The sequence below is a fragment of the Paenibacillus sp. S-38 genome (genome assembly GCF_049942825.1).
Classification (GTDB): Bacteria; Bacillota; Bacilli; order Paenibacillales; family NBRC-103111; genus Paenibacillus_G.
Genome location: NZ_CP187970.1, coordinates 5,941,289 through 5,957,339 on the forward strand (window position 1 = coordinate 5,941,289; position 16,051 = coordinate 5,957,339).

Below are 16,051 nucleotides of genomic sequence, written 5' to 3' on the forward strand. Positions count from 1 at the left end.
TCGCTGCCCGCTAGATCTGCACGATATGAGCCCCGTCAAACAGGAATATATACTTGGCGGTAACCGGCCGCTTCCAGATCGCTTCCACCGCGCGGCCGTACAGATCCAGCTGCATCTTGTACCGGGCGGCGGCCGTCTGCGGCGAGCTGCCCTTGAGCCTGTCCGTCTTGTAATCGACAAGTACGAGCCCATCCCCTTCGTCGATCAGGCAGTCGATAACCCCCTGCAGCATGACGGTCTCTTCCGCCGCCAGATCCTCGACCGAAGGGTTGACATCCGCCGCCCGCATGGCGAAGCTGAACGGCACCTCGCGGTGTATGCTTACCGCCGTCTGCAGCCGGGTCCCCAGGCCGCTCTCGAAGAAGGCGAGGATGACCGAAGGGTCGACCATCTCCATCTGCTTCAGCGTGATCAGCTCCCGCTCCACCATCCGGGCCAGTGTCTCCCGGATGCCGCCCAGCGTTGGAGCCGGCTTGAGCGGAATCTGCTGCATCACGGAGTGGAACACGGTGCCGCGTTCCGCCGCGTTGCCCTGCTCCTGCTCGAGGAAGCGGGGCCGGCGCACGATGACGGGCCGGTATCCCGCCCCTGTGCCAAGGGCTGCAAGCTCACCCGACGCGATGGTTCCCTGCCGGCCGTCCGCCTCTCCCCACAAGGTCGGGGAAGGCTCGTCCGACAGCGTCTCGAGCAGCTTGTGATGCTCGGAGAGACGCTTGAGCTCCGTCACCGAGGTCTTCGACAGCACCCTGGAGGCGCCGCTGTCCGGATAAACCCAGTCCAGCCGGCGCCACACCTCGGCTTCGTACCGCTCCGTGCCGTCCACCGGCTCGTGGCGCTGCACCTGCTCCCAGCGCTCCTCGCTGAATTCCGACTGGGCGGCCGCCGCCTGTGCGAGCCCGGCGAACACATCGCCGCGCAGCAGGTGGACATTCCACCGGGAAGCCTCGCCGTTCAGGAACGGACGGGATTCGAAGTCCACATCCGCCGCGGCGCGGAGCATGTCAGCATCCGGATGCCGGATGACAGCCGGGCCGATCCAGTCAAGATAGTTGCGCGCCTTGGCAAGCGCGTCATCGGGCAGCCGGGCATCCCGGTGCCTGACGAACCGGGTCCAGGATTTCGCCAGCTTCTCCGCGGACCGCACCGAAGCGACCAGGATGAGCTTCTCGCGCGCCCGGGTCAGGGCGACATAGAGCACCCGCATTTCTTCGGCGAGCATCTCCATGCCGATTTTGCGCTTGATGGCCAGCCACGGCAGCGTCGGGTAGCTGACGCGGTTCACCGTGTCCGTCAGCTTAGGCCCGAAGCCCAGCTCCTTATGAAGCAGGAACGGGTCGGCGAGATCACGCCGGTTGAAGCCTTTATTCAGGCCGGCGACAAAAACAACAGGGAACTCGAGCCCCTTGCTCTTGTGGATCGTCATGATGCGCACGACGTCCTCCTGCTCGCCCAGCGCCCGCGCCGCCCCGAGATCGCCCCCGGTGCGCTGCATCCGTTCAATGAACCGCAGGAAGCGGAACAAGCCGCGGAACGAGGTGTTCTCGTATTGTCGGGCCCGGTCATAGAGCGCCCGCAGGTTCGCCTGCCGCTGCTGACCCCCAGGGAGTCCTCCCACAAAATCCAGGATCTTCGTCTCGCGGTAGATCCGCCAGATGAGGTCGGCTACGGAGCCCTGGCTTGCATAATTTCTCCATGCGCGCAGCAGGCCCATGAAGTGCTTCAGCTTCTCCTGCACCTCCGACCTGCGGAGGAAGCCGTCTTCTTCTCCAGCCTCGCAGGCCGGCTCCGCATTCGGGTCCTTCGCGGCGTCCTGCCCTCTGCCAACCGTCATACTGCCGGCTTGGGAACGGGAAGAATCCGGTACCCGGGCCGCAAGCAGGTCTTCAGATGCCTGCTCATGAGGCAGCCCCTCCGTCTCTCCCTGGATGGCGGCCTCAGCTATGCCCCCTGCACCTCCAGACCCTTCCAGCCGCTCCGGATGCAGGCCATCAGCCGCATGGTCTGCCCGCTGTGGAGACTGGCCCTCAGCCTCTCCGTCCTTCCGCTCCTCCCGTACATACGCCCGTACGGCGTCGTAGAACGGCCCATGCGGCCGGCAGATCCGGATGTGAGCCAGCTCCTCGTCATCAAGCCCCGCCATCGGAGAACGGAGCACCGAAGCCAGCGGAATGTCCTGGTAAGGGTTGTCGATCACCTGCAGCAGGGAGAGCAGCATCTGCACCTCCACCGCCGTGAAATAACCTGTGTTCAGCTCCGCATACGCAGGGATGCCCATCGCTCTCAGCTCTTCGATGAGCACCGGCCCCCACTGCTGCGTCGCCCGCAGCAGGATGACGATATCGCGGTACGAGACGTCCCGCGTTCCCTTGCTGGCCTTGTCGTAGACCTGCAGCTTCCTGCCGCCGTCCGCCGCCATCATATGGCGGATCCGCTGCCCGATATAGCGCGCTTCGAGCTGGACGGCCTCAAGCTCCGCCGTTTCGGCGGCCAAGTCATCCCCTGCGCCGCCTTCCTCCTCCGAAGCCTGCTCGGCGGCGTCCGCTCCCGCTTCCCGGTCGTCCTCATCCGCCGAGCGGTCGATGAGCACCAGGTCCGCAGCGAAGTCCTCGCCGCCCGGCAGCGGATCGGGGTACCCTGCCCCGTAGGCAAGCTCCGCCCGTTCGTCGTAATCGATCTCCCCGACACCTTCACTCATCAGCTGGCGAAAAATATAGTTCGTCCCGTCCACTACTTGGCGTCGGCTGCGGAAGTTCCTTGCGAGATCGATCCGCTGGCCGGGCTCCGTCCCGTCGAGCCGGTAGCTCTTGTATTTCTCCTGGAACAGGCCCGGCTCCGCCAGACGGAACCGGTAGATGCTCTGCTTCACATCGCCTACCATGAACCGGTTGCCCGGCGTCTCCCGCGAGATGAGCTCAACGATCGCCTCCTGCACACGGTTCGTATCCTGGTATTCGTCGAGCAGCACTTCCACGAACTGCTCCCGGTACTCGAGCGCTGCGGCAGACGGCGTCAGCCCTTCCGGTCCGGCTCCCTCACCGGAGAGAATCCGAAGGCAGTAATGCTCAAGATCGGCAAAATCGACCAGCCCTTTGGCCAGCTTCGCCTTGCGGAACCGCTCGCCGAACTCCAGCACCACTTCCACGAGCAGCCTCATCAGCGGAGCCACCGTTCGCATCTCGGCCGCATACTGCTCCGGCGTCCGTGCGAAGAGCTCCTCCTTGAGATCGCCGATCCGGTCCTTCGCCTCCCCACGGAGTTCCTTCACCCGCTCCTGAAGCTCCTTGTCGTAGCCGTCGCCCTTGCAGGCTTTGAGCTTCCCGAATGCTGCGGTCTGGAAGACCTCATAGAGTGAGGCCCATGTGCCATGCTCCGCCCTCTCTCGAAGCTCCCGGACCATCGCAAGATCATCCTGCAGATTGGTGAGATACGGATCCGGCCCTCCGGGAAGGTTCGCCGTGTCCTCGGCTTCCATCAGCAGCGCCTCCGCCCCCTGCAGCTCAACGCGCAGGTAGGCCTTCAGGCTCTGCACCCAGGGGCTGTTCTCCTCGAGCTCGGCCATCTCGAACATGGCGGCACACGCCTGCAGCCAGTGCTCCGGCCACGGATGGCTCCGTGAGTCGTCGAAGAGCCGCTGGACCAGCTGGAAGAGGGCGTCATCGCTCTTGTCGCCGCTGAAGGAATCGGCCAGGAGCCAGAACGGATCGTCCTCGGGGGATGAGCCGTATTTTTCCTCGAGCAGGTCTTCCAGCAGGTCCTGGCGCATCAGAGCCGTCTCGGTCTCGTTGGCGATCCGGAAGCCCGGGTCGAGGCCGATCCGCTGATAGTGACGTTGAATCACTTCCATACAAAAGGAGTGCAGCGTCGTAATGGACGCCCGGGGAATCAGGGCCAGCTGCTTCCGCAGATGCTCCGATTCCGGGTTCGCGTTCAGCGCCTTCTCCAGCGCCTCGGCAATCCGGTGCCGCATCTCGGCCGCCGCCGCCTTCGTGAAGGTCGCTACAAGCAGCCGGTCGACGTCGACCGGGTCGGATTCGTCGGCGATTCGGCGGATGATCCGTTCGACGAGCACCGCCGTCTTGCCGGAGCCGGCCGCCGCCGCCACCAGCATGGAATGACCGCGGATCGCGATGGCATTCCACTGGTCGTCGGTCCACGTGCTGCCTTCCGGCTTAGGGATATAACGGATACTCATTCTTCGGCACCTCCTGTCTCCGCCGTACGGCCGTCATTCATCTCTGTCTGCATTTCGTCATTCTCCTCGCCGATCTCGTCCAGCGGGAAGGTGAGCTGCCGCTGCTCCGGATGGCGGCCTTCGTCCTTCTCCTGTTTGCTGCGGCCCGCCGTGCGCCCGGAGGAGCCCCGGAACGCGCTGCGCTGCCTCTTCTCTTCCGCTTTGCCGTTCTTCTTCGCCATGAGGTCCCACGCGAATTCCTTACCCAACTGCGGCAGAATCCGGTACTCATTGTCCTCGAGCTGCGGATCGAACTGGCAGACCGGCCGGTAAGAGCAGGTGCTGCACGCGATGTTCGGTCCCATCCGGTAAGGATGAACCCCGATCTCGCCGTCCGTCATGGATGTGCCGATCTCCTCGATCGTGTTGCGCACATGCTGCCTTACGGTGTTCCACTGCTCCTCCGACGCGACGGAGGAGGTTTTGTAGAACGAACCGTCGGCCTTCAGGGCCGCTGGGAGCAGCTCCGAATGGCCGCTGGAGCCGGCAAGGCGGCTGTCCATCAGCGTGATGACATCCGGGTCGGCCTTGAGCAGCCCCCGCATCTTGTACCGCTTTTTGAGCTCCTTGTCGATCTGCTCTGCGGTCATGCCGTTCTTGGCGTTCAGCAGCGGATTGTGCACATGGAAGTACAGCACGCCGGCCGGCTCCGCTTCCTTGCCCAGCCACACGGGCGCATGGGTCAGAATGACGTCGAGGTATGTCAGCATCTGCAGCGACAGGCCGTAGTACACCTCCGCCATGTTCAGCGCCTTCGCGCTGGATTTGTAGTCGATGACCCGCAGCAGCGTCCCCTTCTCGGTGTCCGCCCGGTCGATCCGGTCAATGCGCCCGCGCAGCTCCATCTGCACGCCGTTCGGCAGCGCATAATGAAGCGGAGGAATCTGCTGCCCCGCGCCGAAGCCCACTTCGAGGCCGATGGGCCGGAACTGTCCCCGCTTGGCGTGCTCGCCCAGCATTAGAGCGGCCCTGCCGACCACCTGCTTCAGCTTGCGGGCGATATAGAGATACCGTTCCGAGCTCAGGAGAATCTCCCCCTGAAGTTTAGGCGCCAGCGTATCGATGACGAGCGCCGCCCGCTTGGCGGACTCCTCCGGCGTCAGCGCGTGCCAGTCCATCTGCTCCCGTTCGGCCTGCTCCACGAAGCTGCTGAGGGCGGCATGGAACAGCTGGCCGACATCCGGCGCTTCAAGCCGGAAGATTCGCCTCTCCTTGAGCCGCAGCCCATGAGAAGCGAACTGGGAGAACGGGCACGCCACGAAGCGTTCCATCCGGGACACGCTCGTCTGGATGTGGTCCCCGTACAGCAGCCGGCTCGTCTCCGGCGACAGCCGCATGGCGCCCCCCGTATACCGCAGCGCCTTCACCATCCGCGACAGCTCCTGAGCCTTGTCGTGCTCGGGCAGCCGGGTGTACCAGTTGTACACCGACCACCAGACCACGTTCATCGGGGCACCGCGCAGCCACTGCCTCAGCTGAACGGACAGCAGCGAGAACGCCGGACCCGGACGCGAGACGTATTCCATATGCTCGCCCGGGTGACCCTCGGCTTCCGGATCGTGCTGCAGCAGCCTTTCCTTGACGGACGGGAACATCCGTTTGACCTGCCGGATGATGTCCGACGGCAGCAGGCTGCGCCCTTCCTCATCCGCAAGCGGATAAGAGAGCCACAACCCTTCGCTTGGCGTACAAAAGGCATAGTACATCAGGAACGATTCATCAAGCAGCCTTCTGCGCCCGGTGTCCGCCGTCTCGAGCCCGCTCTGCGCAAGAAACTCCCTCTCGCCCTCGGTCAGCAGCCCTTTCTCCGGCATCTTGGCGGGCATAACCCCTTCCGTCGCCCCGAGGACGAACGTGTGCTTGATGCGGCCCGAACGCGTGCGGTCCATGGAGCCGACCAGCACTTGGTCGAGCGTAGGCGGCACCAGGCCGAGGCGAATGCTCTCGAGGCCCGTCTCCAGCAGATCCGTGAAGAGCTCGAGCGTAACGGTCTCCTCCCCCATCAGCTCCACAAGCTGGTCAAGCACATCCATGACCCGGTCCCACACCTGTCCGTGCATGCGCGCCGTTTCCGGGTCTCCTTCACTCAGCGCCTTCTGGCTCCAATATTCGAGACGCTCCGGCACGCGGAGCCCCGCCAGGAACCCGTAGAGATGCTCGACACGCTCCCGGACCGTTTCTCTTCTTCCCTTCTGTCTCCGGTACAGCTCGCCGATCGGAGCCGACACCCGCCTGCGGCAGGCATTGATCCGCTTCAGGAACGCCTCATCGGCGGCCCGTGCTTCCCCGTCGTCCTCCAGCGTGGTCCGGTAGGAATAGGTCCAGTCCTTGTCGTCGGTCCAGCGGCTGCCCTGGATCCCGAAGGCCAGCACATAGTTCTCGAGCTGATCCATCGCGTGGCGGTCGATGCGGATTCCTGACTCGGGATCGACATTCTCACCAGGCATCGGGATAAAAAAGCCCGTCTTGATGCTGCGGAACACCGCATCGTATTTCCAGTGATTGCCGCATGCCTCGAGGGAGGAGCGGATGAGCTCGACGAGCGGATGATGCAGGATCGACCGCTTCACGTCGAAGAAGTGCGGAATGCCGTAATCTTCGAACGTCGCTTTGATGAGGTCGCAGTACGATTCCATGTCGCGCAGGGATACCGAGATGTCCCGCCAGCGCAGGCCCCTGTCCCGCACAAGGGCGATGATATCGCGGGCGGCCCCTTCCACCTCGGCCCTTCTCCCGGCCGCCTGTGTAATATGAAGCGGCGAGAGGCTGCGTTCCAGCGGAACGACCGGACAGGGCTGCTTCACCCGGTCATCCCAGTGGGCTTCCAGGTAAGCGAGCATCGGCTGTGCCGTGAAGCGGGCCGGAGGAGCCGCCGGAAGCACCACCGGCTCCAACACATCCACCTGCGCTTCCCGCAGGAGCCCCTGCAGCTTCTGCATCGTGCGCGCCGGCAGGTGGAACAGCTCCAGCTCGTTCAGCGGCTCCCCGGGCAGATAAGGCCGGTCCAGACAGAGCGTGATCGTCACCCGCTCCGCACGTTCCCCGAGCTTCACGAGAACCGCCAGCTCCTGGGGCGTAAAGCCGTGGAAGCCGTCGACCCACACCTCCGCTCCCTGCGCATAAGCCGATTCGGGCAGCTGCCGGGCCAGCAGCGTCAGGTAATCCTCGCCGTCGAGATACAGCTTCGAAAGCTCCATCTCGAATTCAGCGTACACGATCTGAAGGTCGTGGAGCTTGTCTTCCAGGGACCCTCCGCCCGGTCCGCCGTCCCCGAATTTGCGGGTATAAAAGGCCTCCAGATCCTGGGGCGCCACACAGTACCTTTTGAGCTCGCTGAGAATGTCGTTGAGATTGTCAATGAAGCCCATCTGGTCCGCCGAAGCATGGAATCTCCGCAGACGGTCCTTTCCTCTATGTAAAATGCGGTGCAGCAGCAGCTTCTTCCCGATCTCGTCGATCGGCAGCCGCGCCGTCCCCCCTACCTCCTGCATGACCCGCCAGGCCAGCCGGCGGAAGCTCAGCACCTGCGCCCTCATGGTTCCCCCCAGGCCTGAACCGTTCACAAGGGCGTACTCCGTCTGGAAGGTCGCCTGCTCCGGTACGAGCCAGATGATCGGGCGCCCGTCGGGCTGATTCGCCAGCCGCTCCTGAATGTCTTTCAAGCAATATGTCGTCTTGCCGCTCCCGGCCCTGCCGAGCACGAAACGATATGCCATCGCTGCACCTCCATGCCGCTATCCGCCCTCCGGCGTAAGCTGATATTTAAAGGCCTGCCTGCATGGGCCGGCCGTACTTTGCTGCTACGCTGCGGCATGACTGCGGAACACCCGCCCTGCTTGGGGTGATCCTGTGCTGCTGCGCTGCGTCAGTCACTATGTTTTTCATTTGTCTTTGCTGCTTTTCAACTACTTCGTTCTTACTGCGCTTTCGTTCTTACTGTTATTCGGCATTACTTTTTCTCGTCCTTAATCCTTGTCCGCATTGCTTTGTTTTCATTACCGCTCTTTCATCATGACATTACTGTTCTTTCCGTCATTAAGCTCTTCCGCAGGATTGCTTTTCATTGTGCTTTCACCAAAGCTGCTCTTCCATTACTGCGATTTCGTCATTACTCCTCTTGTCCGCCGCAGCCTGTCTTGGTTCCTGCCATTCTTCCATTCTTCCATCCTGCCTCGGGAATTCTTCTATTCTACCAAATAATCGCTGCTCATGGGACAAGGGGAGTTCTGGATGATCTACCGATTATAGCACATTTTTTGATAGGGAACACTTGTTCTATTTCTCGTTTTGTTGTAAAATGCTGTTATAAGATCCTATTTGAAGGAGTGCTGCACATGATAGCTGAACACCCCGGTTTGGAATCGCTACTGACGGGTCTTGCTGCCGACAGCTCTTTCTCTCATCTTCTCAACGCTTTGGACACTTTCTCCTCGCAGCTCTCCGGTGTGGAACTGCAGGCATTCAAACATAAATCTCTTCAAGCGGTCGAGTCCGCTCTGCGCAGCGAACCTGCCAAGCTCATGGAGCTGGCGCTCCGCTTCACGGAGACGGACAGCGAAGTTGGCCAGGAGATGGCCGTATTCCTGCTCGCGGGGCAGTACGCCCAGCATCCGGAGCCCGTATCGGACCGGCTGAAGCGTCTGGCCGGCAGCCCGCACGCCCCAGTGCGCAAGTGGGCGGCTGAAGCCTGCGGCACGCTGCTCGTGAAGCACTTCGACTCCTTCTCGCTGCAGCTCGTCGATTGGGTTACCGACCGCGTGCCGACCGTGCGCCTGTCCGCACTGCATGCGATCCGGGCGGCCGCCAAGACACGCAATCCGCTGTGGGCCGGTACCCTCTTCGACCTCCTCGAGCCCCTGCTGCGAGATTCGGATGCTAGCGTCAAGAAGACGCTCAGCGCCCACACTCTGGGTCCCCTGCTCCTTCCCGCCTACCCGGAGGAAATCACCCACCGTCTTTCCAAGTGGATCGGCAGCGCCGATTCCAACGTGCGTGTGCACGCGGTCTATCTCTTCACGTCCGGTGAAGTCTCCGCCCACTGGGACCGACTGTCCCGTGCCTGGAAACGGCTGCTCAAGGATCCGACGCCCGCCGTCCAGAAGGCGGTGCTTGCTACCTTGAAGCACGTCGAGAAGCGGACACCGGAGCGCATCTCCTCCCTGCGGATCGGCAGCGGCCTGCGAAGCGCAGCGCCGGGCTACAAGCAGGCGTTGTAAGCTTCCCTTGTGCACAGCAGAAGCAGAGGCATTTGATGATAAGTCAGTGAAGCCATCGACCTGAACATGCGGGCACTTTTTTCAGGCTGCAGGAACATATGTTCCTGCAGCCTTTTTGCTGAGTTTTTCTTGGTACCTGTGGGCGGTTTGCCGTCATTTCTCTTTCATTTGTATATTCTGATCTTATGCCCCGCCAGGCTTTGAACGCCGCCTTGTTTGATTTGTGACTACTCCCCCGCACCGCATTTTATTCTCCCTGTTCTTTCCAAGGTTTGACTTTAATCATTTACCTCTGTCACGGCATTTAGAACGCTGCCGCTAGTTTGGTTTTTCTTTGATACCCTGCGACGTAGTTCATTTTTGTTAGCGACCTTTATGCGAAGCATAACGGAGCGCAAAAATGAAACTACGAGCCCATCCGAAGTAAAAAAGCTTACAAACCCATTGGATTTGTAAGCTTCTTTTGATTCTAGAATCACTGTTGACTATAAGCCACTTGGATTCCGCAGGCCCGGCCTTCAGATTACTCGAAGGGCCGCGAATAACATCTTTAAGTTCCAGGGTGCACCCATATCCACCCCAAAAGTTAGTCCGTGAACCAGACCGTCTTCTCTTCGACCGGACGGCGTTTGCCTTCCGGTCCGGCCTGAGCGGGAAACCCGATATACAGGAGGCCGACCACTTCTTCCTTCTCCGTGAGGGCAAAGGCCTCCTTCATCCGCGGGTGATACATCGGCTCGCCCGAGCGCCAGATCCCTGCCAGCCCGAGTGCATGGGTCATCAGCAGCATATTCTGCACGGCGGCATGCGCTGCGGCGAACTCTTCGATGCGGATGACTCCCTTCGCTTCCGAGGGCGATACCGCTACGGCGATAACCAGCGGCGCCCGGAATGCCTTGGCCCCATGCTTGCGCTGCAGCTCCTCCTCGGCCTCAGGCGTCCGTTCTCCGAGACCCTCAGCGGCAATGTCCACGTAGGCGTCCGCCAAGCGCTGCCTGCCGCTGCCCGTCATGACAAAGAACCGCCACGGCTCCGTGCAGTGGTGGCTCGGCGCCCAGTTGCCCGCCTCCAAGATCGATTCGATGAGTTCCTTATCCACCTCATCCTGCGTTACACGGCCGGTGGTCCGCCGACCGCGAATTGCTTCTTCGACACTCATGCCCGTATTCATTTCCCGCACCTCCACTTTGTACCGCAGCCTGTGGCTGCAGCAGCCATCCAGGTTATTATATCGCCTCCGGCCGCGAAAAGGAACTCTCCAGCGGAAGCCCTCGCTTCAATGCCTTACCGCCCAATGGCTGATGAACTGCGCGATCCTATCCGCAATCCGCAGACCGCCCTCCGAAATCCCCATCAAAGTTTTACGAAATCGCATAAAGCTTCGCCGCCAGGCAAACAGCTTACTTAATCAACACAGCGTTTATGACAAAAACGCACTACCGGAAGCCAAGCTCCCGGTCATAACTAAAAGACCCGCCAGCCTCCAGCCGGAGACCGAGCGGGTCCAAGCCCCCTTCCGAGCCTCCGCTTATCGGCGGCTGCGGACTTCAAAAATCGCGAACTTCAGGTAATTGCCTTCGTCCACCCCTAGGATGCGCGGATGGTCTTTGGCCGCGTTGCGGAATTCCACCAGACGCAGCGTCTTGCCCGCATCCTGTGCGGCAGACAGCACGGTCTCGAGGAACAGCTCCGGCTTCATGTGGTACGAACAGCTCGCCGTAACGAGATAGCCGCCTTCGTTCACCAGCTTCATGCCGTGCAGGTTGATGTCCTTGTAGCCCCGGCAGGCGCCTTCCACACTGCTGCGGGACTTGGCAAATGCCGGCGGGTCCAGGATGACGACGTCCCACGTGCGGCCTTGGCCCTCCAGGCGAACCGACGTATCGACCTTCTTCTGCGCGGCCTGACCGCGCTCCTGCCGCTGGTCAAGCCCCTTCGCCTGCTGGCGGAGATAGTCGAACGCGTCGGCGACGACGAACTCCACCCGGTCTCCGAAGCCGTTCAGCTCCACATTACCGCGGGCGGTCTCTACCGCATGCTCCGAGATATCGAGGCACGTTACCTTCTTCGCTCCGTATTGGCAGGCATGAAGGGTGAAGCTGCCCGTATGGGAGAAGCACTCTAGGACCGTCGCGCCATCCCAGTACGGGAACGTCACTTCCTTGCCGCTCTTGTTGACCGGCACGAGCTTGGATGTACCGTCGTCCAGCACGAGCGGCTTCACTTCGATACCGCTGCGGCGGCCCCAGCCCTTCATCAGGGGAGCGATGGCCGCCCGATTTTCCCGCTGATCGAAGAAATAGCCGGTCTTCTGGCCCTCTTCGATATCAACCTGCATCAGCAGCCCGTTCTCACGGATCGTAATATGCCGCGGGGCTTCCCCGTAGATCAGCCCTTTGCGCTGGTCCAGCCCTTCCAGTCCCCGGACCGAAACGTCGCTGCGTTCGTAGATGCCGGCTGGAGCCATCACTTCGACCAGTGCGGCAACCAGGGCTTCCCGCGCGCGCTCCATGCCGAGCGTCAGAATCTGGACGACCAGCACATCCTCGAACTTGTCGACGATGAGCCCCGGGAGAAAGTCCGCCTCTCCATAGACCAGACGGTAGGAACGCGTATCCGGCAAAAACCGTTCCCGGTGCTCCCTGCAGTCCTGCAGACGGCGGACGAACCACTCGCGGGTAAGCTCCTCGATCGGCTCCAGCGAGACGATCCGCACAGCGAGCTGGGAAGCGGGGTTGTAGTAGCCGGTTGCCAAATACTGCCCATTGGCCGCATGCACGGCGATAAGCCCGCCGGGCACCGCTTCGCCGTCCACACGGTCAATCTCGGACTGGTACACCCAGGGATGACCTTCTTCCAGCCTCTTCTTGCGCTTTTTCTGTAAAACCACTACGGCCATAATACAGCCTCCAATTTCTTTTGTAGGACGTAATCCCTTCCAGCCCGCAGGAACAGAGCAGCCGCAGGCAGCATCCTCATCCGCCTGCGGCCTGAACCCGTGGGATTATCCTTTTATGTAATGTCCATCAGACCGCCGCCCGATTCAGCCCACTTGGAACCCGAGCGCAGACAGCGCTTTTTGCAGCACCGTATCGTTGTTGCCGTAGCCCGACTGCTTCTGCTGGTGCCACGCTTCCATCGGATGAAGCCACTCGACGCCCCGAATCTCTTCCACCTGTGCCTGCAGCGTCCCGCCCGTTGCTTCCACGAGGTAGTAGTGCACCTCTTTGTCGACCACGCCTACACCGCTGAGCGTAAACTGGTACGTGATGGTCTCGAGCGGCTCCCGTATCGTGCCGGTGATCCCCGTCTCCTCCAGAATCTCGCGCAGCGCCGTCTCCTCGACGGTTTCGCCGGGCTCCATCTTTCCTTTGGGCAGGGTGATCTTGCCGTAGCGGTCCTGGATCATCTGCACCTGAATGCCGCCTTCAGCCTTGCGATACACCACGCCACCCGCTGAAATTTCTTTCATGTAACCACCCTTCCGTCTCCAAAATGGAAAAGACCCCATCCGCTGATCCGGGACCGGCGAAACCGCCCTCCCCGGCCCAGCAGATGAAATCCTTCTGTTTATTCACATCAAGACCGGTCAGCTCATGAGCCTCCGATGTCAGACAATCGCTTTGGCCGCCTGACCCGGAATCGACTCAGCTGCGCTCTGTGCCGCCTGTCTCTTCGGCAGGGTAACCACGCCCGCTTCGCTCGGCACTTCGACGAGCGTCCCCCGGCATTCGTTCACACCCGCTTCCGTGACCCGTACGCGGCATACGCGGCCGATCCACTCTTCGCTGCCTTCGAACACGAGCTGCAGGTAGTTGTCCGAATAGCCCATCACCAGGCCGCTGCCCGGCTGGCCCTTGTAGTCGCGCTCCGGAATGACCTCCAGCACGTCGCCGACAAAACGCTCGGCATAAGCGAGCTGCATCCGCTCCGACAGGTCGATCAGCTCATGAACGCGGGCATTCTTGATCTCCTCGTCCACCTGGTCCTCCATCCGTGCGGCCGGCGTACCGGTCCGCTTCGAGTAAGGGAACACGTGCATTTCGGAGAAGCCCATCCGCTCCATGAAGGCATAGCCTTCGCGGAACATTTCTTCGGTCTCGCCCGGGAAGCCTACAATCACGTCCGTCGTGATGGCCACGCCCGGCATGATGCGGTGGATGTGCTCGATCTTCGCCGCGAATTCGGCGGTCGTGTACTTGCGGCGCATCCGCTTCAGCACCTCGTCACTGCCCGCCTGCAGGGGAATGTGCAGGTGGCGCGCGATTTTGCCGGACTTCTGAAGCACCTCGAGCACCTCGTCGGTGATCTGACTCGCTTCGATCGACGAGATCCGGATCCGCTTCAGGCCCTCGACCTTATCGAGATCCCACAGCAGCTTCGCGAGGCTGTAGTCTTCCATGTCCTCGCCGTAGCCGCCGGTATGGATGCCCGTCAGGACGATCTCCTGGAAGCCGGACTCGACCAGCATCTTGGCCTGGCTGATGACGCTCTGCGGCTCCCGGCTGCGCATGAGGCCGCGGGACCACGGGATAATACAGAAGGTGCAGAAATTGTTGCAGCCTTCCTGAATCTTGAGGAATGCGCGGGTCCGGTCGGCAAAATCCGGCACGTCCAGCTCCTCGAACGCCCGCGTCTTCATGATGTTGCGCACCGCGTTGATCGGCTGGCGCTCCGTTTCGATCTGCTTCACGAGCGTCATGATCTTGTCGCGGTCCTGTGTCCCGATGACGAGATCCACGCCCGGAATCGCCAGGATCTCCGCAGGAGACGTCTGGGCGTAGCAGCCTGTCACCGCCACGATCGCCTCCGGATTACGGCGGACCGCCCGGCGGATCATCTGGCGGCTCTTCTTGTCGCCGGTGTTGGTTACCGTGCAGGTGTTGATAACATACACGTCGGCCGTCGATTCAAAATCGACCTGCTCGTACCCTTCCTGCTTAAACAGCTGCCAGATCGCTTCCGTATCGTAGAAGTTTACCTTGCAGCCCAGTGTGTGAAAAGCGACTGTTGCCATTTACTCTTCTCCTCCCATCTCTCCGGCTTCATATAAAATACAGGTCAGGCCCACCATCGCTGCCGTCTCCGTCCGCAGTATCCGTCTTCCGAGGGCGACGGGCCGGCAGCCTGCGTTCTCCGCCTCTATAGCCTCCCGCTCGCTGAAGCCGCCCTCCGGGCCGATAATGAGCAGCAGCTTCGCCCTGCCCTGCTCCGGCTTCCGTCCGGCAAGCAAGCCGCAGATCACCGACTTCAGCGCCTGCTCCCCCTGCTTCTCATAGCAGAAGAGAGCCGCGTCCGCTTCGGCTGCGAGCTCCATCAGGCTCTTCCACGTGCGGACACCTTCTACCGAAGGAACCCGGTTGCGGTGCGCCTGCTCCGCCGCCTCCTTGGCGATCTTCTGCCAGCGTTCGGTGCGTTTGCCTTCTTTTTTGCCGTCAAGCTGCACGACGGTCCGCTCCGAAGTGAACGGAATGAAGCGGGAAGCGCCGATCTCCGTGCCTTTTTGGATCACGAGCTCCATCTTGTCCCCCTTAGGGAGGCTCTGGGCCACCCAGACTTCCACCCGGGGTTCGTTCTCCATCGGGAGTTCTTCCGCGACTTCCGCCAGTACCTGGCCGCCTTCCAGCGTCTGGAGACGGACCAGCGCCTCCCGGCTCACACCGTCGCTGACGATGCATTCGTCGCCCGGACGGGCACGCATGACCTTGATCAGATGGTGCGCGTCATCGCCTGTAATCGTTACCGTCGTCCCGGCCCACTGCGCCGGCTCGATGAAATATCTCTGCATGCGGATTACCCTTCATTCTTCAGCGAAAATAGTCAGACCGCTTGTACACGGGAATCATGTAGAAACGGTCATCCTCCATCATACACGTTTTGCGCCGGGAATACCAGCACTCCCATCATTCTCCTCCGGAAGCCTACTTCATTCCAAGCAGGCCGGCCGCCAGCGATTGGATCCCATTCAGGATCGGTCCCTGCAAGGCGAAGATCGGACCGAGGGTCACGGCACGCAGCGGCGGGATGAAGAACATGAGCAGGATTGCGTAGAAGAGCCACTGCTCATAGGGCTTTACCTTCATCATGACGCGCTGCGGAAGCAGATCCTCCAGAATCCGGTACCCGTCCAGCGGCGGGAATGGAATCAGGTTCAAGATGAAGAGCAGCACGTTCAGGCTGACCAAGTAGTTGAAGAACAGAGACAGGGCGTCCCTGACTCCCACCGAAGCACCGGTCAGCACACCGAAGCGGATCAGAGCAAAATAAATGAGAACCGAAATCAAAGCGAGCACCAGGTTGCTTACCGGCCCGGCCACCGAGACCAGGATGCCCATCAGCCGGGGGGAAGCGAAGCGGCTCCGGTTCACGAGAACCGGCTTCGCCCATCCGATGCCGATGATCAAAAAGAAGATCGTCCCGAGCACATCTAAGTGCACCCGGGGGTTGAGCGTCACCCGGCCCATCGAACGGGGCGTGGGGTCCCCGAATTTATCGGCCAGGATGGCGTGCGAGAACTCGTGTACGGTGAACCCGAGCAGCAGCGCCAGGAATACAAACGGCAGGTGATCTACGGGATAGGCCAAAAAGTTCAAATCCACGAGGG

9 protein-coding genes are annotated in these 16,051 nt (G+C 61.4%); 1 reads left to right on the forward strand and 8 read right to left on the reverse strand.

Annotated features, from left to right (window positions below; genetic code table 11):
* Window positions 1-10: 10 nt before the first annotated feature.
* Both addA and addB read right to left on the reverse strand, forming a co-directional pair.
* Entirely contained in the window at window positions 11-4,192 is a 4,182-nt protein-coding gene (gene addA, locus ACP26L_RS26320; protein ID WP_426447819.1) for a helicase-exonuclease AddAB subunit AddA, read from the reverse strand.
* On the reverse strand, window positions 4,189-7,947 hold the full coding sequence (gene addB / locus ACP26L_RS26325; RefSeq protein ID WP_426447821.1) for a helicase-exonuclease AddAB subunit AddB: 3,759 nt from the start codon (window positions 7,945-7,947) through the stop codon (window positions 4,189-4,191). The genes addA and addB overlap by 4 nt, the downstream gene beginning before the upstream one ends.
* Window positions 7,948-8,565: 618 nt before the next feature.
* Between addB and ACP26L_RS26330 the strand changes: the two genes are divergently transcribed.
* Window positions 8,566-9,447, forward strand: coding sequence for a hypothetical protein (locus tag ACP26L_RS26330; protein WP_426447823.1), 882 nt, complete (start codon window positions 8,566-8,568; stop codon window positions 9,445-9,447).
* Window positions 9,448-10,033: 586 nt separating this feature from the next.
* Here ACP26L_RS26330 and ACP26L_RS26335 read toward each other — a convergent pair.
* The 6 genes from ACP26L_RS26335 to ACP26L_RS26360 all read right to left on the reverse strand — a co-directional run bounded on the left by ACP26L_RS26335 (window position 10,034) and on the right by ACP26L_RS26360 (window position 16,046).
* Window positions 10,034-10,618, reverse strand: a complete 585-nt coding sequence (locus tag ACP26L_RS26335; protein ID WP_426447825.1) for a nitroreductase family protein — start codon at window positions 10,616-10,618, stop codon at window positions 10,034-10,036.
* A 357-nt stretch (window positions 10,619-10,975) separates the two neighbouring features.
* Entirely contained in the window at window positions 10,976-12,346 is a 1,371-nt protein-coding gene (locus ACP26L_RS26340) for a class I SAM-dependent rRNA methyltransferase (protein ID WP_426447827.1), read from the reverse strand.
* 144 nt (window positions 12,347-12,490) lie between these two features.
* Window positions 12,491-12,919 carry an NUDIX hydrolase gene (locus ACP26L_RS26345; protein WP_426447829.1) on the reverse strand — a complete coding sequence of 143 codons (429 nt, stop codon included), beginning with the start codon at window positions 12,917-12,919 and terminating at the stop codon, window positions 12,491-12,493.
* A 138-nt stretch (window positions 12,920-13,057) separates the two neighbouring features.
* Complete coding sequence (gene mtaB / locus ACP26L_RS26350) at window positions 13,058-14,464, reverse strand: tRNA (N(6)-L-threonylcarbamoyladenosine(37)-C(2))-methylthiotransferase MtaB (RefSeq protein WP_426447831.1); 1,407 nt, start codon at window positions 14,462-14,464, stop codon at window positions 13,058-13,060.
* A complete protein-coding gene (locus ACP26L_RS26355; protein WP_426447833.1) occupies window positions 14,465-15,235 on the reverse strand; it encodes a 16S rRNA (uracil(1498)-N(3))-methyltransferase in 771 nt (256 codons plus the stop codon).
* Between the two features lie 133 nt (window positions 15,236-15,368).
* A complete protein-coding gene (locus tag ACP26L_RS26360; protein ID WP_426447835.1) occupies window positions 15,369-16,046 on the reverse strand; it encodes a site-2 protease family protein in 678 nt (225 codons plus the stop codon).
* Window positions 16,047-16,051: the final 5 nt, after the last annotated feature.

Coding starts and splice junctions, on each gene's coding strand:
- addB (WP_426447821.1), bottom strand. CDS start 7,947: ATGGCATATCGTTTCGTGCTCGGCAGGGCCGGGAGCGGCAAGACGACA.
- ACP26L_RS26330 (WP_426447823.1), top strand. CDS start 8,566: ATGATAGCTGAACACCCCGGTTTGGAATCGCTACTGACGGGTCTTGCT.
- ACP26L_RS26355 (WP_426447833.1), bottom strand. CDS start 15,235: ATGCAGAGATATTTCATCGAGCCGGCGCAGTGGGCCGGGACGACGGTA.
- ACP26L_RS26335 (WP_426447825.1), bottom strand. CDS start 10,618: ATGAATACGGGCATGAGTGTCGAAGAAGCAATTCGCGGTCGGCGGACC.
- ACP26L_RS26340 (WP_426447827.1), bottom strand. CDS start 12,346: ATGGCCGTAGTGGTTTTACAGAAAAAGCGCAAGAAGAGGCTGGAAGAA.
- mtaB (WP_426447831.1), bottom strand. CDS start 14,464: ATGGCAACAGTCGCTTTTCACACACTGGGCTGCAAGGTAAACTTCTAC.
- ACP26L_RS26345 (WP_426447829.1), bottom strand. CDS start 12,919: ATGAAAGAAATTTCAGCGGGTGGCGTGGTGTATCGCAAGGCTGAAGGC.
- addA (WP_426447819.1), bottom strand. CDS start 4,192: ATGAGTATCCGTTATATCCCTAAGCCGGAAGGCAGCACGTGGACCGAC.